Annotated in this window: 17 protein-coding genes; 8 read left to right on the top strand and 9 right to left on the bottom strand. The window is 67.7% G+C overall.

The features are described from left to right. The first annotated feature begins 56 nt into the window (after nt 1–56). On the top strand, nt 57–701 hold the full coding sequence (locus H5395_RS06965; protein WP_182791849.1) for a TetR-like C-terminal domain-containing protein: 645 nt from the start codon (nt 57–59) through the stop codon (nt 699–701). A 178-nt stretch (nt 702–879) separates the two neighbouring features. On the opposite strand, the gene H5395_RS06960 is transcribed toward H5395_RS06965, so the two are convergent. From H5395_RS06960 to H5395_RS06940, 5 genes are all read right to left on the bottom strand, one after another. Further along, nucleotides 880–1,203, bottom strand: a complete 324-nt coding sequence (locus H5395_RS06960; protein WP_182791848.1) for a 2Fe-2S iron-sulfur cluster-binding protein — start codon at nt 1,201–1,203, stop codon at nt 880–882. A gap of 313 nt (nt 1,204–1,516) precedes the next feature. Continuing rightward, nucleotides 1,517–2,743 carry a beta-ketoacyl synthase gene (locus H5395_RS06955; RefSeq protein ID WP_182791847.1) on the bottom strand — a complete coding sequence of 409 codons (1,227 nt, stop codon included), beginning with the start codon at nt 2,741–2,743 and terminating at the stop codon, nt 1,517–1,519. A gap of 11 nt (nt 2,744–2,754) precedes the next feature. Beyond that, nucleotides 2,755–3,018 carry an acyl carrier protein gene (locus tag H5395_RS06950; RefSeq protein WP_182791846.1) on the bottom strand — a complete coding sequence of 88 codons (264 nt, stop codon included), beginning with the start codon at nt 3,016–3,018 and terminating at the stop codon, nt 2,755–2,757. An 11-nt stretch (nt 3,019–3,029) separates the two neighbouring features. Beyond that, a complete protein-coding gene (gene lpxD / locus H5395_RS06945) occupies nt 3,030–4,130 on the bottom strand; it encodes a UDP-3-O-(3-hydroxymyristoyl)glucosamine N-acyltransferase (protein ID WP_182791845.1) in 1,101 nt (366 codons plus the stop codon). A 25-nt stretch (nt 4,131–4,155) separates the two neighbouring features. Further along, nucleotides 4,156–5,631 (bottom strand): murein L,D-transpeptidase, encoded by a 1,476-nt coding sequence (locus H5395_RS06940; RefSeq protein WP_255440553.1) that lies wholly within the window; start codon nt 5,629–5,631, stop codon nt 4,156–4,158. A 426-nt stretch (nt 5,632–6,057) separates the two neighbouring features. Between H5395_RS06940 and H5395_RS06935 the strand changes: the two genes are divergently transcribed. Both H5395_RS06935 and H5395_RS06930 read left to right on the top strand, forming a co-directional pair. Further along, on the top strand, nt 6,058–6,615 hold the full coding sequence (locus H5395_RS06935) for a DUF882 domain-containing protein (protein ID WP_182791844.1): 558 nt from the start codon (nt 6,058–6,060) through the stop codon (nt 6,613–6,615). A 130-nt stretch (nt 6,616–6,745) separates the two neighbouring features. Next, nucleotides 6,746–8,173: a mannose-1-phosphate guanylyltransferase/mannose-6-phosphate isomerase gene (locus H5395_RS06930; RefSeq protein WP_182791843.1), complete on the top strand. Its 1,428-nt coding sequence runs from the start codon at nt 6,746–6,748 to the stop codon at nt 8,171–8,173. A gap of 10 nt (nt 8,174–8,183) precedes the next feature. Here the strand turns inward: H5395_RS06930 and H5395_RS06925 are convergent, their stop codons facing one another. Continuing rightward, nucleotides 8,184–10,100, bottom strand: coding sequence for a potassium transporter Kup (locus H5395_RS06925; protein ID WP_182791842.1), 1,917 nt, complete (start codon nt 10,098–10,100; stop codon nt 8,184–8,186). A 123-nt stretch (nt 10,101–10,223) separates the two neighbouring features. On the opposite strand from H5395_RS06925, the gene H5395_RS06920 reads away from it, so the two are divergent. After that, nucleotides 10,224–11,549, top strand: coding sequence for an aspartate aminotransferase family protein (locus tag H5395_RS06920; RefSeq protein ID WP_182791841.1), 1,326 nt, complete (start codon nt 10,224–10,226; stop codon nt 11,547–11,549). A gap of 87 nt (nt 11,550–11,636) precedes the next feature. Here the strand turns inward: H5395_RS06920 and H5395_RS06915 are convergent, their stop codons facing one another. From H5395_RS06915 to H5395_RS06905, 3 genes are read right to left on the bottom strand one after another with little or no spacing between them, the layout of a single operon-like run. After that, nucleotides 11,637–12,638 carry a diguanylate cyclase gene (locus H5395_RS06915; protein ID WP_182791840.1) on the bottom strand — a complete coding sequence of 334 codons (1,002 nt, stop codon included), beginning with the start codon at nt 12,636–12,638 and terminating at the stop codon, nt 11,637–11,639. Continuing rightward, entirely contained in the window at nt 12,635–13,201 is a 567-nt protein-coding gene (locus tag H5395_RS06910; protein WP_182791839.1) for a heme NO-binding domain-containing protein, read from the bottom strand. Before H5395_RS06910 ends, H5395_RS06915 begins: the two co-directional genes overlap by 4 nt. A 56-nt stretch (nt 13,202–13,257) precedes the next feature. Beyond that, nucleotides 13,258–13,548 carry a DUF3572 family protein gene (locus tag H5395_RS06905; protein WP_182791838.1) on the bottom strand — a complete coding sequence of 97 codons (291 nt, stop codon included), beginning with the start codon at nt 13,546–13,548 and terminating at the stop codon, nt 13,258–13,260. Between the two features lie 114 nt (nt 13,549–13,662). On the opposite strand from H5395_RS06905, the gene H5395_RS06900 reads away from it, so the two are divergent. The 4 genes from H5395_RS06900 to H5395_RS06885 all read left to right on the top strand — a co-directional run bounded on the left by H5395_RS06900 (nt 13,663) and on the right by H5395_RS06885 (nt 19,156). Continuing rightward, complete coding sequence (locus H5395_RS06900; RefSeq protein WP_182791837.1) at nt 13,663–15,048, top strand: diguanylate cyclase; 1,386 nt, start codon at nt 13,663–13,665, stop codon at nt 15,046–15,048. A gap of 171 nt (nt 15,049–15,219) precedes the next feature. After that, complete coding sequence (cysS, locus tag H5395_RS06895; RefSeq protein WP_234450684.1) at nt 15,220–16,788, top strand: cysteine--tRNA ligase; 1,569 nt, start codon at nt 15,220–15,222, stop codon at nt 16,786–16,788. Next, complete coding sequence (gene cimA, locus H5395_RS06890) at nt 16,785–18,398, top strand: citramalate synthase (RefSeq protein ID WP_182791836.1); 1,614 nt, start codon at nt 16,785–16,787, stop codon at nt 18,396–18,398. Before cysS ends, cimA begins: the two co-directional genes overlap by 4 nt. Continuing rightward, nucleotides 18,395–19,156 (top strand): squalene/phytoene synthase family protein, encoded by a 762-nt coding sequence (locus H5395_RS06885; protein ID WP_182791835.1) that lies wholly within the window; start codon nt 18,395–18,397, stop codon nt 19,154–19,156. The genes cimA and H5395_RS06885 overlap by 4 nt, the downstream gene beginning before the upstream one ends. Nucleotides 19,157–19,176: the final 20 nt, after the last annotated feature.

Below are 19,176 nucleotides of genomic sequence, written 5' to 3'. Positions count from 1 at the left end.
CAGTTCACGTCCAAGTTGACGCATACTGATCTGTGTCACTTGCGGGGAAAGCTCCGGTGAAACCCGGCGAATCGGCCATGGACGTCCTTCTGCGGGCTGCCTGCGAGCGGCTGGTGACGGCCGATCCGCCCTGCTGCGAGCCTGACAGCCTGGCGTCGGAAGCCGGCATCGACCCCGCGGTGGCCCGCAGCCTGCTTCCCTCGACCGAAGCCGTCCTGCAGAATATCGCGGAAAGCGCGCTGCGCCGGCAGCTTGACCACCTGACCCGGCGGCTGAGCGGCCTGTCGGACCAGACGCCCGCGCATCAATTGGTGGAACTGGGCCGCGCCTACATCGAATGGGCGATCGAGAACCGCAACGATTTCCAGGTGCTGAACTCACGGATGATCCGCGGCACATTGGACAAGGAAGAGGTCAACCGTTACCACAACGCGCTGCAGCACCTGACCCTCTCGATGCTGACGCGCGCCCGCGATCAGGGCCAGTTGCGCCCGGACATGGACCCGATGCTGCTGTCGCTTGTGTCGCGCGCATTCAGCTATGGGCTCGCCCGGCTTTACGTGGACCGGCAGCTTGCGCTGTGGGAAGTGGGCGACCCCGACGAGGATGAATACACCAAGGCCACGGCCGCCCTGGAAGGCTTCGCCGACCTGCTGCTGACCAACTGGCGGAGGGATCAGCCCGCAGCTTCCAAGGCATAGCGGCCGGGGCTTGCCGAGAACACGAACGCTTGGCTGCCGTTCAGGAAGACGTGGCGGCTCGTTTCATCTTCAGACTGCTCCCGGCCGGTGAGGTTGCAGCCGTTCTCGGCAAGAAGCCCGGCGATGGCGGCGGCAGGTTCAGGCGGCGGTCAGAACGAAGCCGCAGCCCTCGCCCGGCTCAGATCTGCTTCTCGGGCATCTGCACGACAAGCCCGTCCAGTTCCGGCGTGACCTTGATCTGGCAGGTCAGGCGCGAGCGGTCTGGGTCGGGCTGCCAGGCGAAATCGAGCATGTCGGCCTCCATCGGATCGCGGGGCGGCAGGCGGTCCACCCATTCGGGGGCGACATAGACGTGGCAGGTGGAACAGGCGCAGGCACCGCCGCAATCGGCCTCGATGCCCGGAATGCCGTTGTCGCGGGCGCCTTCCATCACGGTCATGCCGGGACGCACCTCGACCTCGTGCCGGGTGCCGTTCCATTCGATATAGGTGATCCTGGCCATCAGCGGGGTCCTTTGTCTGCAGCCATGGGGATAAGCGATGACCGCGCGGATGAAAAGACGCGAGCTTGCGCCCTCGTCACGGCCGCATGGGTATTTGACCCAGAAAGAAGCCTCTTAACCTGATCTCAGGATTTCTGCCGCATCTTCCGAATCGCGGTACAGGCTGGGGAGCCGATGACCGCCCAGAGAGAAGTCGCCCCGGCCATCGTGGTGAGACATCCCGTTCCCGTCAGACCGGCGGGGGTGGCCGGGGCGCAACCCCGTGGCTTCTTTCTGGGTCAAATACCCATGCGAGGTTTCGACCGGGCGCAGGTCATGCCCGTTTGAGCGCGATCACTGCGTTCAGCCCGCCGAAAGCGAAGGCATTCGACAGAACCGCGCCCACCTTCTCCTCGCGGGCGACATTTGGGACGACATTCAGCGCGCATTCGGGGTCCGGTTCCTCATAGCCGATGGTGGGGGCGATGATGCCCTCGCGCAAGGCCATGACGCAGGCCAGAAGCTCGATCGCGCCGGTGCCGCCGATGACATGGCCGTGCATGGCCTTGGTGGAAGAGATCATCAGCTTGTCGGCATGGTGGCCGAAGGCATGGGCCACCGCGGCGCATTCGGTCTTGTCATTGGCCGCCGTGCCGGTGCCATGGGCATTGATGTAGCCGATATCTTCGGCGTTCAGGCCCGCGTCCCGCATCGCGCCCAGGATGGCGCGTTCCGCCCCTTGCGCGGATGGCATCACGATGTCCTGCGCGTCCGCCGACATGGCGAAGCCCACGACCTCGGCCAGGATGTCGGCGCCGCGGGCGGCCGCGTGGTCCCAGTCCTCGAAGACGAAGACGCCCGCGCCCTCGCCCTGCACCATGCCGTTGCGGTTGGCCGAAAACGGGCGGCAGGCATCGCGGGACATCACGCGCAGCCCCTCCCAGGCCTTGATGCCGCCAAAGCACAGCATCGCCTCGGACCCGCCCGACAGCATCACCCGCGCCGCGCCCGAGCGGACCATCTGGAAGGCAAGGCCCATCGCGTGGTTCGAGCTTGCGCAGGCCGTCGCCACCGTGAAGGCCGGGCCGCGCAGGCTGAATTCCATGCTGACATGGCTGGCGGCCGCGTTGTTCATCAGCTTCGGCACCACGAAGGGATGGACGCGGTTCTTTCCCTCCTCATAGACGGCGCGGTAATTTTTGTCCCAAGTGTTCAGCCCGCCGCCCGCGGTGCCCAGAACCACGCCGGAACAGAGGCCGAGTTCCCCCTGGAAGTTCAGCCTGGACTGGGCCACCGCCTCTTTCGCGGCCAGCAGCGTGAACTGGGTGAATCTGTCGTAAAGCGAGATCTGCTGGCGGTTGAAACAGGCCTCGGGGTTCCAGCCACGGACCTGGGCGCCGATGCGGACGGAAAGCCGCTCGACATCCTGGAAGTCCAGTGCACCGATGCCGCAGCGGCCTTCGCGCATGGCCTCCAGCGTCTCGGGCACGTTGCGGCCCAGCGCATTGATCGTGCCCATGCCGGTGATTGCCACCCGGCGCGGACCCTGGGGCGCCGCCATGGTTGGCGCACTCATTCCTTTTCGGCCACCAGCCTCTCGACGGCGGCGATGATCGAGCCCAGCGACGAGACGTCGAAGTCCGACTGGTCGGGTTCGTTGGCATTGAAGGGGATGACGATGTCGAAGGCTTCCTCGATGGCGAAGATCGACTCGACCAGGCCGAGGCTGTCGATGCCGAGGTCCACCGGCGTCGCCTGAAGGGTGATCTGTTCGGGGTCGAGCATCGTCTGCTCGGCGATGATGGCGACGATGCGGTCGTGAATGCTTTGGGTCATGGGCGCTTTCTTCAATCCTTCTGCATCAGCCGTGTGACGGTCTTCTGCAGTTCGGCGAATTGCGCGGCCATCCGCGGCAACCGGCGCATGGCCTTGTTGATCTCGATCTGGGTTTCCATCTTCACCGCCGGCGATCCGAGGATCACCCGCCCGGCCGGGACATTGGTGAAGATGTTGCTGGCGCCGCCCGCGATCACGTCGTCGCCGACGAAGATGTTGTCGTTCACCGCCGCCTTTCCCGCCAGCACGACCCGGTCGCCGATCCGGGCAGAACCGGCGACCCCCGCCATTCCGCAAAGCAGGCAGTCGCGGCCGATGCGGACGTTGTGGCCGATCTGCACGAGGCTGTCGATCTTGGTGCCCGAGCCGATCGAGGTCGCCCGGATCGTGCCCCGGTCGATGGTCGAGTTCGCGCCGATTTCCACGTCATCGCCCAGGGTTACGCCGCCCAGCGAATGAATGCGCACCCAATGCTGCTCGCGCAACTCGCCCCGGTGGCCGAGGGTGTGCCGGATTTCCTCGACGCCCGAAACTTCGGGGGTGACGAAGGAAAAGCCGTCCCCGCCGATCACGGCGCCGGGCTGAACGATCAGCCGCGCGCCTGCGGTCACGCCATGGGCGATGCGGACGCCCGCGTGCAGCAGGGCGTCATCGCCCAGCACCGCATCCGCGCCGATGGTCACATGGGCGTCGATCCGCGCCCGCGCGCCCAGCCGCACGCCGGGGCCGATGACGACGAAGGGACCGATGGCCGCGCCCTCGCCGATCTCGGCCGAGGGGTCGATCACGGCGCTTGGGTGGATGCCGGGCGCGATCCGGGGGCCGCGGTCCAGCGCCTGGGTCAGCCCCGCCATCGCCAGCCGGGGGCGCGCCACGATCACCGCGCCGGCGAGGCCCATCGCCTCGGGGTCCATGCCTTCCGAGATCAGCGCCGCCGCGCCCCGCGCCAGCGCAGAGGCATATTGCGGCGCCATCGCCGTCGCGATCACCGCGCTGCCGTCCGCAGCCGGCCCGGCCTGAGCAGGCTCGGCCGCCCCGGTGATCCGCAGCGCGCCGTCGCCCCAAAACCGCGCGCCAAGGGCCTCGGCCAGTTCCGCCAGGGTTATGGTCATCGGACGTCCTCCTTGCGCAACAGTCCTATTCGGCAAGCGCCGCCGTTTCCACCCCGGCGGGCGCCCGCGCCTTCAGCGCGGCCCAGACCGCCGCGTCACGGCCGTAGACATCCGGGAAATGGCGGACCGCGCCATCCTCGTCCGCGATGGTGGTGAAATAGACGATATGCACCGGCAGCGGCAGGGTCTTGAGGAACCGCTCGTTCCCCGATTGCCGGGCGCGGGCATAGGTCGCGGCGGGATCATCGACCGCGCCTTCCAGCAGCACATGCGCCAGGTCCACCGGCTTCTGCACCCGGATGCAGCCGTTGGAGAAGGCGCGGGTGCGTTCCCCGAACAGCCCTTTCGAGGGCGTGTCGTGCAGGTAGATGTTCATCGGGTTCGGGAAGATGAACTTGACCTCGCCCAGCGCATTGTCGTCGCTGGGCTTCTGCCGCAGCCGATAGGGGAAGGTCTTTGCCGTGAAGCGGGAAAAGTCGATGCCGTCGCGGGCGACCACCCTGCCCCGGCTGTCCACCACGTCCAGATGCGCGACCGCATGGCGGTTCTGCTGCAGGCGCGGCAGGTAGTCGCGGATCGCCATGGAGCGCGGGACGTTCCAGCTCGGGTTCACGACGACGTTCTGCAGGATGTCCGAGAACTCGGGCGTGCGCCAGTCGTCCTTGTCCTTGCCGATCACCGCGCGGCTTTCATAGATGGTATGGCCCCCCTCCATCACGCGGACGTTGAACTCGGGCAGGTTCACCCAGATCATGCGGGCGTTCAGGTCATGGCCGTTCAGCCAGCGCATCCGTTCAAGTGCCACCAGCAGGTCACGGGGCGCGCTGCCGCCGTTCATGCGGTCGACCGTGCGGGGGCCGGCGATGCCGTCGGAATGCAGGCCGACGCGGGTCTGATAGGCGGCGACCTGCGCGACAAGGCCGCTGTCGAAAAGCTCGGGGTCAGGACTGTCCGCAGCAAAGCCCAGGGCGGCGAGACGGGCCCGCAGCCGGCTGATCGCCGCGTCGCGCATCCCTTCCCGCCAGAGGCCCGGCGGAACGTGCGGCACATCCGCGCCCACCACGGGTCCCATCTGCGCGGCAAGCGCCGCCTGCAGGGCCCGGTATTGCGCGCCTTGCGGCGGCACCCCGGCCAGCATCGCGGCAGGGTCCGACGCGGCGACGAAGCGGGCGAGAAGCTCGTCCGTGGGGACGCGGATCACCTCTCGCCGGTTCTCGGAATCGACACGGCGAGGGTCGAGGACGCCGCCGCCCACATCATGGGTCCAGTCCGCGAAGACCTGCGCGAATGCGATCTCGGCCACCGGGTCGGTGCGGTTTTCAAGCGCAAGCAGCCGGTCGGCGCCATAGGTGTCGGGCAGGCCATGGGCGGCGGCCTGCCCCACGGCCGCGACCAGCGCGGCGCGGCGCGGCGCGGCATCGGCAGAGGTGAACATCGGGGCGAGCCCGGTCGAGCCGTACCATGCCGCCAGTTCCGGCTGGCGCGCGACCCCGCGAGCCAAGTCCCATTCTGCCGGCGTGAACTCCAGCCGTGGCGATGGAGCAACCTGCGCGTGTGCTGCCACGGGCAGCAGGGCGGGAAGAAGAATCGCCCGGACAATCCGCGCGAGACAGGACATGGATGGCAGCAACCGATTCAATCCTCGCATGAAATGCACCTTATCCTACCGGGCGGGAGTGCCCGGATTGAACCGCAATAGCGCGGCATTTCTGCCGATCCCGTTGCACCGACGCGACACCCAGCCCCGTATTTCCCTGGTTCAGTTTGGGTCATAGGCGATTTTTCGCCTATACTGGCGCGGAATCGCCGTCACAAGGAACTCACAGTTCCGCAACCGACGGCACGGTGACATATTCTCAACCAATCCGGGAGAAACCCGGACATGCCAAACGATGGCACGCACAACGCAGGACAGGCGGATCTGAACATGAGTTTCGAATTCTCGCGTCGCGGCCTTCTCGGCGTGTTCGCAGCGACGACGGTCGCTGCGGCCCCGGTGATGGCCAATGCCTTTGGTGTCGTCCGTGGCGCCGGCGATTACCGACGGGTGCGGATGTATTCGGGCCGGACGGGCGAAAGCATCGACGCCGTGTATTGGGCGGATGGCAGGTATATCCGCGACGCCCTGAATGAAATCAACATCTTCATGCGCGACTGGCGCACGGGGCAGGTGATCGGGATCGACCCGCGCATGGTGGACATCGCAGCCGCCAGCGCCCGGCTGATGCAGACCAACGAACCCTACATGATGCTGTCGGGCTACCGCTCGCCCAAGACCAACGCGATGCTGCGCTCGCGCGGCGGCGGGGTGGCCCGGAACTCGCTGCACATGACCGGCAAGGCCGCCGACCTGCGGCTCAAGTCGCGCTCGGTCAACCAGATGTACAAGGCGGCGGCGGCGTGCCGGGCAGGCGGCGTCGGCAAGTATTCCAGCTCGAACTTCGTGCACATGGATTGCGGCCCGCTGCGCACCTGGGGCGGCTGAGCCATTCCCCTACGGCCCGCTGAAAGCCCGCATCCCTGCGGGCTTTTGCTTTTCCGAGGGACGGTGGCGCTTTCTTGCGCATCGCCTAGGCTTGCCCCTGCGATTCGCAATTTCATTCCAAGGACCATCCATGACCCGCGTGATTCCCGTCCTTCTGTCCGGTGGCTCGGGAACGCGGCTGTGGCCGGTGTCGCGCAAGTCCTTCCCCAAGCAATTCGCCCCGCTGATCGGGGCACGGTCGCTGTTCCAGGCCTCGGCGCAACGTCTCTCCGGTCCCCGCTATGCCGACCCGCTGGTGCTGACCAACGCCGACTTCCGCTTCATCGTGACCGAGCAACTGGCCGAGGTGGCAATCACCCCTGCCGACATCCTGATCGAGCCTGCGGGGCGCAACACCGCACCGGCGATCCTTGCAGCGGCCCTGCATCTGGGGGCGAACGATCCTTATGCGCTGATGCTGGTCGCGCCCTCGGACCATGTCGTTCCCGACGCCGAAGCTTTCGGCCGTGCCGTCGATCAGGGGGTGCCGCTGGCACGGGATGGACGAATCGTGACCTTTGGAATCGCGCCAACCCGGCCCGAAACCGGCTACGGCTATCTCGAACTCGACGGCGACAGCGGCGACAGCCCCGCCCCCCTGCGCCGCTTCGTCGAAAAGCCGGATGCCGAAACCGCCCGCGCGATGCTGGCCGAGGGCCGGTTCCTCTGGAACGCGGGCATCTTCCTGTTCACCGCTCGCAGCATGATCGCGGCCTTCCGCGCCCATGCGCCCGAGTTCCTGCAGCCCGTCGAGGCGGCGCTGGCAGGGGCGAAGAAGGACCTCGGCTTCCTGCGGCTTGCACCCGAGCCGTGGGAGACGCTGCCGGATCTCTCCATCGACTATGCGGTGATGGAGAAGGCCGGCAACCTTTCGGTCGTGCGCTTTGCGGAACACTGGTCCGACCTTGGCGGCTGGGACGCGATCTGGCGCGAGGCGCAGGCGGACGCCCCCGCGTGGCGGGGCGTCATCGCCGACGCCCGCTCGACCGCGATCGACTGCGACAACGTCCTGCTGCGTTCCGACGACGAGGCCATGCAGGTCGTCGGCATCGGCCTGAAGGACATGATGGTGGTCGCCACCGGCGACGCCGTGCTGGTGGCCGGCATGGACCGCGCGCAGGACGTGCGCCAGGCCGTCACCGCGCTGAAGTCCAAGGGCGCGCGGCAGGCGGAAAGCTTCCTGCGCGATCACCGACCCTGGGGCTGGTTCGAGACGCTGGTGATGGGCGAGCGCTTCCAGGTCAAGCGCATCGTCGTCCACCCCGGCGCCGCGCTGTCGCTGCAAAGCCATGTCCATCGGTCCGAACACTGGATCGTCGTCAGCGGCACGGCCAAGGTCACGGTGGACGACAAGGTGTCGCTGGTGACGGAAAACCAGTCGATCTACGTCCCTCTGGGCGCCGTTCACCGGATGGAGAACCCCGGCAAGGTGCCCATGGTCCTGATCGAGGTCCAGACCGGCGTCTATCTGGGCGAGGACGACATCATCCGCTACGACGACGTTTACGCGCGGATCTGAGCGGACGGGCCTAGATGTTCAGCTGCTGGCCCAGTTCCACCACCCGGTTCGTCGGCAGCCGGTAGAAGTTCGTGGGCTCGGAGGCCGAGCGATACATTCCCGCATAAAGCCGCGAGGCCCATACCGGCATCATCCGCCCCTTGCCGACCTTCAGCGAGCGGCGGTTGAGGAAATAGGACGTGCTCATCACTTCGAACCGGTGGCCCTGCGCCCGGCCCAGCGCCAGCGCGCGGGGAACGTTCGGCTGCTCCATGTAGCCGAAGCGCAGCCGCAGCCGCCAGAATCGGGGCGTCACCGCCTCGATGCGGAAGCGATCCGCGTCAGGCACGGTGGGGGTGGTCGCGGTCTCGACCTTCACGATGTAGTTGCGTTCATGCAGGACGCGGTTGTGCTTGAGGTTGTGCATCAAGGCGGGCGGCGCGAAGGAGGGGTCCGCGGTCAGGAACACCGCCGTGCCGGGCACGATGGTGGGCGGGCTGGCTTCCAGCTTGGCGGCGAGGAAATCCAGCGCGATGGCCTCGGCCGACAGCCGGTGCTGGATGATCTGCGTCCCGCGCATCCAGACGCCCATGAAGGTGATGACCACGGCGGCGAACAGCAGCGGGATATAGCCCCCGTCGGGCACCTTCAGCAGGTTCGCGTAAAGGAAGACCAGCTCGATCCCCAGGATCGGCAGCATGATCGCCAGCACCACCGGCCAGCGCCAGCCCCAGGCATAGCGGAAGACGACGATCGCCAGGACCGAGGTGATGACCATGTCCCCCGTCACCGCGATGCCATAGGCGCTGGCCAGCCGCGACGATGATCCGAAGGCCAGCACCAGCGCGCAGACCCCGACCATCAGGATCGTGTTGACGCGCGGCAGGTAGATCTGTCCCGCCTGCCGGTCCGAGGTGTGCTGGATTTCCAGCCGCGGCACCAGCCCAAGCTGCACCGCCTGCTGCGCGACCGAGAAGGCGCCCGAGATCACCGCCTGGCTGGCGATCACCGTGGCCGCGGTCGCCAGCAGCACCAAGGGCAGCAGGAACCAGTTTGGCGCCATCAGGAAGAAGGGGTTCGCCGCCCGTTCCGGGTGCGACAGCACCATCGCGCCCTGCCCGGCATAGGCCAGCGTCAGCGCCGGCAGCACGATCCACAGCCACGAGATCCTGACCGGACGGCGCCCGAAATGCCCCATGTCCGCGTAAAGCGCCTCGGCCCCCGTCACCGCCAGGAAGACCGAACCCATGACCGGCAGCGCCCCGTATCCGTTGTCGGCGATGAAGCCAGCCGCGCGCAGCGGGTTCAGCGCCTGCAGGATTCGCGCGTCGTCCAGGATGTGCGAGGCGCCCAGCACGCCCATCACCCCGAACCACAGCAACATCACCGGGCCGAACAGCCGCGCCACTGCCTCGGTCCCGGACCGCTGCACCCAGAACAGCGCGATCACGATCACCAGCGTGACCGGCACCACCCAATCCGAGGCATGGGGGACGACCAGCTCCATCCCCTCGATCGCGGCCATCACCGACATGGCAGGCGTGATCATCGCATCGCCGAAGAACAGCGAGACGCCGACGATGCCGGTCAGATACAGCCACCAGGCCCGCCGCCCGCCCAGCGCGCCCTGCGCCTTGGCGACCAGCGACAGGGTGCCGCCCTCGCCGTTGTTGTCGGCGCGCAGGATAAGGGTGACGTATTTCAGCGTCACGATCAGCATCACCGTCCAGAACAGCATCGACACGATGCCGATCACCGCCGTTTCCGCCATGCCATGTTCATGCGCGTGGACCAGCGACTCGCGCAGGGCGTAAAGCGGCGAGGTGCCGATGTCGCCGAAAACGACGCCAAGGCAGGCCAGCACCAGCCCCGCGCCAAGCGCATCGGACGGGGGGTGAGTGTCGGAAGGTTCGGGGTCGCGCAGGTCGGCGGCGGCAGGCTCGGACATCGAATCGCCCTCATGAGCAGCGGCGCGATATTTGGTGCGGGCCGAATGGATTGGCAAGCCCGCGCTTGACTGCACCCTGCCCCGTGCTAGCGTCCTGCGACCCCCATCCGAACGAGCATGCCCATGGCCTTGGACCGCAATCCCGCCCCGAACGACCTCAACGCCTTCTGGATGCCCTTCACGGCGAACCGCCAGTTCAAGCAGGCGCCCCGGATGCTGGTGGCCGCCAAGGACATGCACTACACCGCCGCCGACGGGCGGCAGGTGCTGGACGGCACGGCGGGCCTGTGGTGCTGCAACGCAGGCCATACGCGGCCCCGGATCACCCAGGCGATCAGCGACATGGCCGGGACGCTGGACTATGCGCCGGCCTTCCAGATGGGCCACCCGACGGCCTTCGAACTGGCCAACCGCCTTGTGGACATCGCCCCCGAGGGGATGGAGCATGTCTTCTACACCAACTCGGGTTCCGAGGCGGTGGACACGGCGCTGAAGATCGCGCTGGCCTATCACCGCGCGCGGGGCGAGGGCAGCCGGACCCGCCTGATCGGGCGCGAGCGCGGCTATCACGGCGTGGGCTTCGGCGGGATTTCCGTGGGCGGGATCGTGAACAACCGCCGCGTCTTCGGCTCGCTTCTGGCGGGGGTGGACCACCTGCCGCACACGCATCTGCCGGAAAACCGCATGACGCGGGGGCAGCCCGAACATGGCGCGCATCTGGCGGACGAACTGGAACGCATCGTCGCCCTGCACGGCGCCGACACCATTGCGGCGGTGATCGTGGAACCGATGGCGGGGTCCACCGGCGTCCTGCTGCCGCCCAGGGGCTACCTGGAACGCCTGCGCGAAATCACCCGAAAGCACGGCATCCTGCTGATCTTCGACGAGGTCATCACCGGCTTCGGCCGCCTGGGTTCCCCCTTCGCGGCGCAGCATTTCGGGGTGGTGCCGGACATGATCACCTGCGCCAAGGGGCTGACGAACGGCGTGATCCCGATGGGGGCGGTGCTGACCTCGGGGTCGATCCACGACGCCTTCATGCAGGGGCCGGAGCATGTGATCGAACTGTTTCACGGCTACACCTATTCCGGCAACCCCATCGCCTCGGCGGCAGCCATTGCGACGCTGGAAACCTATGCGGAAGACGGGCTGCTGACGCGGGCCGCGTCACTGGAGGCGTATTGGGAGCAGGCGCTGCACGGGCTGGCCGACCACCCCCATGTCGTGGACATCCGCAACATGGGCCTGATCGGCGCCGTCGAGCTTGCGCCCGTCGAGGGCCAGCCCGGCAAGCGCGCCTTCGACGCCTTCCTGCGCGCCTTCGAGGCCGGCATCCTGATCCGTGTGACCGGCGACATCATCGCCCTGTCCCCGCCGCTGATCATCACCGAGGCGGAGATCGACGAGCTGATCGGCACGCTGGGCGAGGTGCTGCGGGCCGGTGCCTGAGGCGCCCCGGCGGCCATGGCCCTCAACCCGCCAAGCTGCGGGAACGGCAGGACGACCGGCGCGCTTTGGAAATAACGGACGATCCGGTCATCGCCGATCCTTCTTTCCGGCCCTGCGCCCCGGCGCATTCTCCTCTCCGGCGGCGATGCGGGTGCAGCCACGGCCGGCGTGCTTGGCGGCATAAAGCGCGGCGTCGGCGTCGGCCTCCATCCGTGCCCAGGTGATCCGCTGATAACGGGATGAAATCGCGACTCCCAGGCTGGTCGATACGCGGCTGAGCGTTCCGGCGATCTCCACCGGCGTTTCGATCCGCTGGATGATGCGGCGGCCCATCGCCTCAAGCACGGCGGGATCGCACAAGCCCGGCAGCAGCAGAACGAACTCGTCGCCTCCGGTCCGCGCGACCGTGTCGACCTCGCGGACGATGGCCCGCAGGCTGGCCGCGACCTGCCGCAGCATCTCGTCCCCCGCAGCATGACCCAAGCTGTCGTTCAGGGGCTTGAAATGGTCGAGGTCCATGACGATCAGCGCGAAGTGGTGCGGATCGCTGTGCATGGCCCCTTGCCGCAGCGCCTCGAAGGCCAGTTGCAGGCCGCGGCGATTGTAAAGCCCGGTCAACGGATCGGTGAAAGCCTCGGCTTCGGCGCGGGTCCGGGCGGCGACCAGGCGGCTGTTGGCACGCGACAGTTCCTGCGTCATGGCGCCGTTGGCCTCGTGCAGGAACAGGAACTCCATCGCCAGATCCGACGGGGCGAAATCGCGGTCGGTCAGGTCATGGCGGCGGATGGCATCGACAAGGCCGATGCCCAGCCCGAGGTTCAGCAGCAGCCCACCTCCCGCAATTCCTACCGCACGCCCGCGCAGGATCTGGCCCGGCGAGGACCGGACGCGCAGGAACACCCGCTCGGCCTCGGCCAGCCCGGAAAGCGGGGTCGAGGCGTCGGCGCCGACAGGCTCGAACGCCGCGTCAAAGGTTTCCGCCGCGCCGACGATTCGCCGCAGGGTCGGGCCTGCCGACAGGATCTGCCCATGCGCATCCAGATGCAGGTGCATCGGCATCAGCATCAGCGCAGCCTCTGCCAGCGTCATGCGGCCCCCACGGTCGGATCGCTGATCGAGAAGGGCCGGCCGGCGTTGAAATCGACCACCGGAACATCGACCAAGACCCGCCCGCCTGCCACCTCGATAACCGCGAGCACCCCGTAATCGTCGGCCATGGCATGCAGCATCCCGGCCACGGCATGCAGCCACAAGGGATCGCACGAAGACCGGATCTCCCACCCAGAAGCAGTGGGCATGACCGACAGCACCGGCAGCCTGAGCCGATGGACCACCATCTGGCCGCGCTCCCGTATCTCCTCAAGGCTCATCATGAAGGCGGCGAAGTCGCTGCCGGCGAAACGCAGAAGCCGTCGCATCGGCGCGAGTTGCGCCATCCAGGCGCCCAGATCCTCGGCCAGTTCAGGCGGCGAACGGTCGAGCTGCCCCGCAAGAGCCGCGATCAGCCGGCCGGTGATCTCGGCCTCGGTGCTGTCCATGATCTCGAATCCACACGGATCGACCCCGACCGCCCGTGCCGTCGCCGTCCAGACCGCCTCGCCATAGGTGGCGCGGGCGAATTCCTCGACCGCGCGGTTGACCAGCCCGTGCATCCCACTCTCCTGCCTTCCGGCCAGCTTGCACGGCAGAGTTTAAGATCCGGTAAAGATCAGCGCAGGATGCCCGCGGCAAGCGCCTCGCGGGTGTGGGCGACCGTCGCCTCGGGCCAGCCGGACGCCGCCGCAAAGGCGGCAAGCCGGTCGTCGCTGGCGCAGATGAAGTCCACCAGGGCCGAGGCGAAATCCGTCGACGGCGTGGCCGCAAGGGCCCGCAGGTCGGCCGGATCAAGGCCGGTTTCCGTGCAAAGCGCTTCGACCAGGTCGGGGCATCCGGCAAGATGGCCGAGGATCGATTCGGCAAGGGCGTCAAGGGAACTGCGCGAGATCATGACGCGTCTCATGCCCTTGCGCCGCGCCATCCGCAAGCACGCTATGGTGATGGCGGGGAAGGGAAACGGTTTGTTAATCAGTTCCACGCAGATTGTCCCCACAAGCGCAACCCGCAAGGAGCAGGCATGGAAGGGCAAATCCTGGTGGTCGATGGCACGGCCACGAACCGGATCACGCTCAAGGTGCGTCTTTCCGCGGCATGCTACGACCCCCTGACGGCCCGCACGGGCGCCGAGGCCTTGGCGGTCCTGGCGCGCTGCCGGCCCGGCATCGTGCTGATCGGCGGTCCTCCCGACGACATGGAGCCGGTCGAGCTTTGCGGGCGTATCGCCCGTGCAGAACCGGGCCTTCCCGTGGTGATGATGGTTCCGCAGAACCAGCGCATCGCCGCCCTGAAGGCGGGCGCCGCGGCCGTCCTGGAACTGCCCCTGGATGAAGGTGGCCTGTTCGCGCGCATCCGGGCGCTGATGCGGGATCGGCATCATGCCGTCGCGGCAGTTGCCGTTCCGGGAATGGCCGAGGAACAGCAGGCGTTTCTGCCCGCCCCTGCCACCGCGGCGCGGTCGGTCCTGCTGATCGCGGGTGACACAGGGGTCGCGATGGGATGGCGGCACGCGCTGGCGCCGCGGCTTGCGGCGCAGTTGCGGATCGCCGACCCCGAACGGGCTCTGGCCGAGGCGGCGGTGGGGCTGGTGCCCGACCTTTACCTGATCGCCACGGACATGGCGCAACCCGGCGACGGGCTGCGGCTGCTGTCCGAACTGCGCTCTCGCCGGTCGTCCCGTGACGCGGCTTTCGCGATGGTGCTGGAACCGCAGCGGCGCGACATGATGCCGGTCGCGCTCGACCTTGGAGCGGGGGATGCGCTCTTGTCGACGCTGGTGACGACCGGGATGGCCGACGAGGCGGCGCTGCGGCTGGATGCGCTGATTCGGCGCAAGCTGTCCGCCGATGGACGCCGTGCCGCCGAGGAACGTGAACGCGCGCTTGCCTGGATCGATCCGCTGACCGCCCTGCCGAACCGGCGATACGCACTGCAGCGTTTGGTCGGGCTTTGCAGCCGCGACGCCGGCATCTGCACGATCATCGCCATCGACATTGACCGTTTCAAGGAGGTCAACGACCGCCATGGCCATGCCGCCGGCGATGCCGTTCTGGCCGATGTGGCCGCGCGGCTTGATCGCGCGGTGCCGGCACCCGGCTTCGTCGCCCGCGTCGGCGGAGAGGAATTCCTGGCCATCCTGCCCGACACCTCGAAAACCGAGGCCGCCGCCGTGGCCCGCCGGATGCGCGCCCTCGTGTCCGATGAATGGATACGCCTGCCCGGCCGTGATGAGGGTGTCGCCCTGCGCATCACCATCTCGGCAGGAATTGCAAGCGTCGGCTCGGGTCCGCATGACCCACGCGGCCGCGCGAGGGCGCTGATGGAGCAGGCCGACGACGCGCTGCTGCGGGCCAAGCGCAGCGGCCGGGACCGGCTGATGATCTCGGGGGTCAATGCGGCGGCCTGAGGCGCGGCCGCTGCCTGTCCGCTTGCGGCGACGGTGCTTCTTGCCGGGCCAGCCTGCCGCTGCTAAGGCGTTCGTCATGAACGGGCGCCCGACCATCTGCTGCATTACCGTCTGACACAAGGCCAGGCGGGACGTTCACGCGCGACTTGAACCCCGCCCAAGGGGGAATTCATGGTCCAGATCAAGCTGACCAACACGCGCACTCGTCGCAAGGAGCCATTCGAGCCCATCAATCCTGCCAATGTGCGGATGTATCTCTGCGGACCCACGGTCTATGACCGCGCACATCTGGGCAACGCACGGCCGGTGGTGGTCTTCGACGTACTTTACCGCCTGCTGCGCCATGTCTACGGCGAGGATCACGTCACCTATGTCCGCAACTTCACCGACGTGGACGACAAGATCAACGCGGCGGCGCTGGCCCGCCAGCAGGCCGGCGACCCGCGTCCGCTTGAGGAGCTGATCCGCGAGCGCACCGAAGAGACGATCGGTTGGTATCACGCCGACATGGACGCGCTGGGCGCCCTGCGCCCCGACCACGAGCCGCGGGCGACCGACTATATCCCCCAGATGATCGCGATGATCGAGGCGCTGATCGTCAAGGGCCACGCCTACGCGGCCGAGGGACATGTGCTGTTCGACGTCCGGTCCTTCCCGGCCTATGGCAAGCTTTCCGGGCGGTCGGTCGATGACATGATCGCCGGCGCGCGTGTCGAGGTCGCACCCTTCAAGCGCGATCCGATGGATTTCGTGCTGTGGAAGCCCTCGTCGGATGAGGAGCCGGGCTGGGACAGCCCTTGGGGCCGCGGCCGGCCGGGCTGGCATATCGAGTGCTCGGCCATGTCGGCGGCGCTGTTGGGGGAAAGCTTCGACATCCACGGCGGCGGCATCGACCTGCAGTTTCCCCACCACGAGAACGAGATCGCCCAAAGCTGCTGCGCCCATCCGCAGGAGGACTTCGCCCGCGTCTGGCTGCATAACGAGATGCTGCAGGTCGAGGGGAAGAAGATGTCGAAGTCGCTGGGCAATTTCTTCACCGTGCGGGACCTGCTGGATCAGGGAATACCGGGAGAGGTGATCCGGTATGTCTTCCTGATGACGCATTACCGCAAGCCGATGGACTGGACGATTGAGAAGGTGCGCGAGGCGGAGGCAACGCTGCATCGCTGGCGGGAGATCGTGGCCAGTGTCGAGCCAGCGCAACAACCATCGGAAACGGTTATCTCGGCATTGGCGGATGACCTCGGCACCCCCGCCGCTTTGGCAGCACTGCATGATCTTGCCACACGGCGCGAGGCTGCTGCTCTCAAAGCATCCGCAGTATTCCTTGGATTGCTCGAGAACGATGTTGTTACAGAGGCTATTCCTGAGGAGGCACGTCGCTTGTTTCTCGCCCGCGTGGCGGCTCGCGAACAAGGAGACTACGTGCTCTCCGATGCCCTTCGCGCTTGGCTGAATATTTCCGGGTTCAATGTAGAGGATCGAAAGCCGCACTCTGCCTCTATCCTGCGGAGAGACATACATGCAGAGTTCGAGGGCTGGATGCGATTGGGCCACATGTTGTCCCAAGGGCATTGGCTTGCCCCAAAAGCGCCGGTTACTTCTTTAGGCGCTACACGTGGCGTGGTTTTTGAGGAAGGGTCTGGTGCAGTGCTTCAGGTGGGAACGGGCGTTCCAACCGCTCCAAGTGAGCAGGCATTGTATCTTGCGCTAGACCTGCTCGAGAAACGTGCACAATGACCTCCCGCCTCACCCTCTACGACACCACCCTGCGCGACGGGCAGCAGACCCAGGGCGTGCAGTTCTCGGCCGCCGAGAAGGCCGAGATCGCGGCGATGCTCGACGCGCTCGGGGTGGACTACATCGAGGGCGGCTGGCCGGGCGCGAACCCGACCGACAGCGAGTTCTTCACCTCGGCGCCGGCCACCCGCGCCACCATGACCGCCTTCGGCATGACCAGGCGCGCAGGCCGGTCCGCCGGAAACGACGACGTGCTGGCCGCTGTGCTGGATGCCGGGACGAAGGCGGTGTGCCTCGTCGGCAAGACGCATGATTATCATGTGACCGAGGCGCTGGGCATCCCGCTTGAGGAGAACCTCGCCTGCATCGCGGACTCGATTGCCCATGTCACGGCGCAAGGCCGCGAGGCGATCTTCGATGCCGAGCATTTCTTCGACGGCCATGCGGCGAACCCCGGCTATGCGCTCGACTGCCTGCGCGCCGCGCTGGACGCAGGCGCCCGCTGGATCGTTCTCTGCGACACCAACGGCGGCACCCTGCCCGAGCGCGTGGGCCAGATCACCCGCGCCGTGATCGCCTCGGGCATCCCCGGCGAGCGCCTCGGCATCCATGCCCATGACGACACCGGCAATGCGGTGGCCTGCTCGCTGGCCGCGATCGCGGCGGGTGCGCGGCAGGTGCAGGGAACGCTGAACGGCCTCGGCGAGCGCTGCGGCAACGCCAGCCTCACCAGCCTGATCCCGACGCTGCTGCTGAAGGAACCGTTCCGCTCGACCCTGACCACCGGCGTCACGCCCGAGGCGCTGGCCAGCCTCACCCGCATCTCGCGCCGGCTGGACGAGATCCTGAACCGCTCGCCCCTGCGCGCCGCGCCTTACGTCGGCGCCTCGGCCTTTGCCCACAAGGCCGGGCTGCACGCCAGCGCGATCCTGAAGGCGCCGCAGACCTATGAGCATGTGGCCCCCGCGACCGTGGGGAACGAGCGCGTCATCCCGATGTCGAACCAGGCCGGCCAGTCGAACCTGCGCGCCCGCCTTGCCGGCGCGGGGATCGAGGTGCAGCCCGGCGACCCGGCGCTGTCGCGCATCCTTGCTGCGGTAAAGGACCGCGAGGACCAGGGCTACGCCTACGACTCGGCCCAGGCCTCGTTCGAGCTGCTGGCACGAGAGGAACTCGGCGCCCTGCCCTCGTTCTTCGAGATCGAGCGTTACCGTGTCACCGTCGAGCGTCGTCTGAACGCCATCGGCCGCCGCATCTCGGTCAGCGAGGCGGTGGTGGTGGCGCAGGTCGGCGGCCAGCGGGTGATGTCGGCCAGCGACAGCATCGGCGCGAATGGCGAGGACGCGGGCCCGGTCAACGCGCTGTGGCGCGCGATCGGCAAGGACCTCGGGCCATGGCAGGGCTCCATCGACGAGATGACGCTGGCCGACTTCCGGGTGCGGATCATCGGTGCAGGCACCGACGCGGTGACGCGCGTCATCATCGACTTCACCGATGGGCAGGGCGCGGCATGGTCCACCGTGGGGGTGTCCCCCAACATCGTAGACGCCAGCTTCGAGGCGCTGGTCGATGCGATCCGCTGGAAGCTGATCCGCGACGGCGCCGCATGAGCGCCAAGCTCTCCCCCCCGGTGGCCTTGCTGGCCGAGCGGCTGCGGCGCGAGGACCCCGACCGCTTTGCCATGGCGATGCTGGCGCCTGCAGAGGCCCAGGCGCGGCTGGTCACGCTTTATGCCCTGAACGCCGAGCTTGCCCGCACGGCACTCGCCGCCCGCGACCCGCTGATCGCCGGGATGCGGGTGCAATGGTGGGTGGACCGGCTCGAGGCGCTGCACGAGGTCCCGCCCCCGCACGAGCTTCTGTCGCCGCTCTGGTCCGCATGGGGCAGCAAGGCGGCCGGTTTCGCCGGCCTTGCCGAAGCGCGCAGGCATGACGCGGCACGAGAGCCCTTTCAGGACACGGCCGCCGTGGTGGCCTATGCCGACGCGACCGGAGGCGCGCTGATGTCGCATGCCGCCCGGACGCTGGGCGCCCCGGATGTGCCCGCCCTGCAGGCCCAGGGCCGGGGCACGGCGCTGACCGCCTGGCTGCGCGCCGAACCCGCGCTGCAGCCGCTTGGCCTCGGCCTTTTCTGCGCGGATCCGCAAGGGCTGGCTGCCTTGGCGCGCATCGCCGTGGAAGCGTTCGGCAAGGCCGCCGAGACCCGCCGCACCCTGCCCCGCGCCGCGGCCCCGGCGCTGTTTCCGGGTCCATCGCCGCTGCGCTTCCTTGACGCGCTGATCCTGAACCGGACGCCGCCTGGTCCGTCCGATTTCACCCGTCGTGCCGCATTGGCCCGGCTTGCCCTCACCGGACGCTGGTGGGTCTGATCAGCGGCCCGGTTCCGGGT

Origin of the sequence: Paracoccus sp. MC1854 (assembly GCF_014164635.1) — a bacterium.
In the GTDB taxonomy this organism is placed as follows: domain Bacteria; phylum Pseudomonadota; class Alphaproteobacteria; order Rhodobacterales; family Rhodobacteraceae; genus Paracoccus.
The sequence above is the reverse complement of the archived record's forward strand: the minus strand, read 5'-3'. Positions and strand labels throughout refer to the sequence as shown.

Bases quoted from the DNA above. Each gene is read 5' to 3' on its own strand.
- H5395_RS06960 (WP_182791848.1), bottom strand. From the start codon at position 1,203: ATGGCCAGGATCACCTATATCGAATGGAACGGCACCCGGCACGAGGTC.
- H5395_RS06955 (WP_182791847.1), bottom strand. From the start codon at position 2,743: ATGGCGGCGCCCCAGGGTCCGCGCCGGGTGGCAATCACCGGCATGGGC.
- H5395_RS06950 (WP_182791846.1), bottom strand. From the start codon at position 3,018: ATGACCCAAAGCATTCACGACCGCATCGTCGCCATCATCGCCGAGCAG.
- lpxD (WP_182791845.1), bottom strand. From the start codon at position 4,130: ATGACCATAACCCTGGCGGAACTGGCCGAGGCCCTTGGCGCGCGGTTT.
- H5395_RS06935 (WP_182791844.1), top strand. From the start codon at position 6,058: ATGAGTTTCGAATTCTCGCGTCGCGGCCTTCTCGGCGTGTTCGCAGCG.
- H5395_RS06930 (WP_182791843.1), top strand. From the start codon at position 6,746: ATGACCCGCGTGATTCCCGTCCTTCTGTCCGGTGGCTCGGGAACGCGG.
- H5395_RS06925 (WP_182791842.1), bottom strand. From the start codon at position 10,100: ATGTCCGAGCCTGCCGCCGCCGACCTGCGCGACCCCGAACCTTCCGAC.
- H5395_RS06920 (WP_182791841.1), top strand. From the start codon at position 10,224: ATGGCCTTGGACCGCAATCCCGCCCCGAACGACCTCAACGCCTTCTGG.
- H5395_RS06915 (WP_182791840.1), bottom strand. From the start codon at position 12,638: ATGACGCTGGCAGAGGCTGCGCTGATGCTGATGCCGATGCACCTGCAT.
- H5395_RS06910 (WP_182791839.1), bottom strand. From the start codon at position 13,201: ATGCACGGGCTGGTCAACCGCGCGGTCGAGGAATTCGCCCGCGCCACC.
- H5395_RS06905 (WP_182791838.1), bottom strand. From the start codon at position 13,548: ATGAGACGCGTCATGATCTCGCGCAGTTCCCTTGACGCCCTTGCCGAA.
- H5395_RS06900 (WP_182791837.1), top strand. From the start codon at position 13,663: ATGGAAGGGCAAATCCTGGTGGTCGATGGCACGGCCACGAACCGGATC.
- cysS (WP_234450684.1), top strand. From the start codon at position 15,220: ATGGTCCAGATCAAGCTGACCAACACGCGCACTCGTCGCAAGGAGCCA.
- cimA (WP_182791836.1), top strand. From the start codon at position 16,785: ATGACCTCCCGCCTCACCCTCTACGACACCACCCTGCGCGACGGGCAG.
- H5395_RS06885 (WP_182791835.1), top strand. From the start codon at position 18,395: ATGAGCGCCAAGCTCTCCCCCCCGGTGGCCTTGCTGGCCGAGCGGCTG.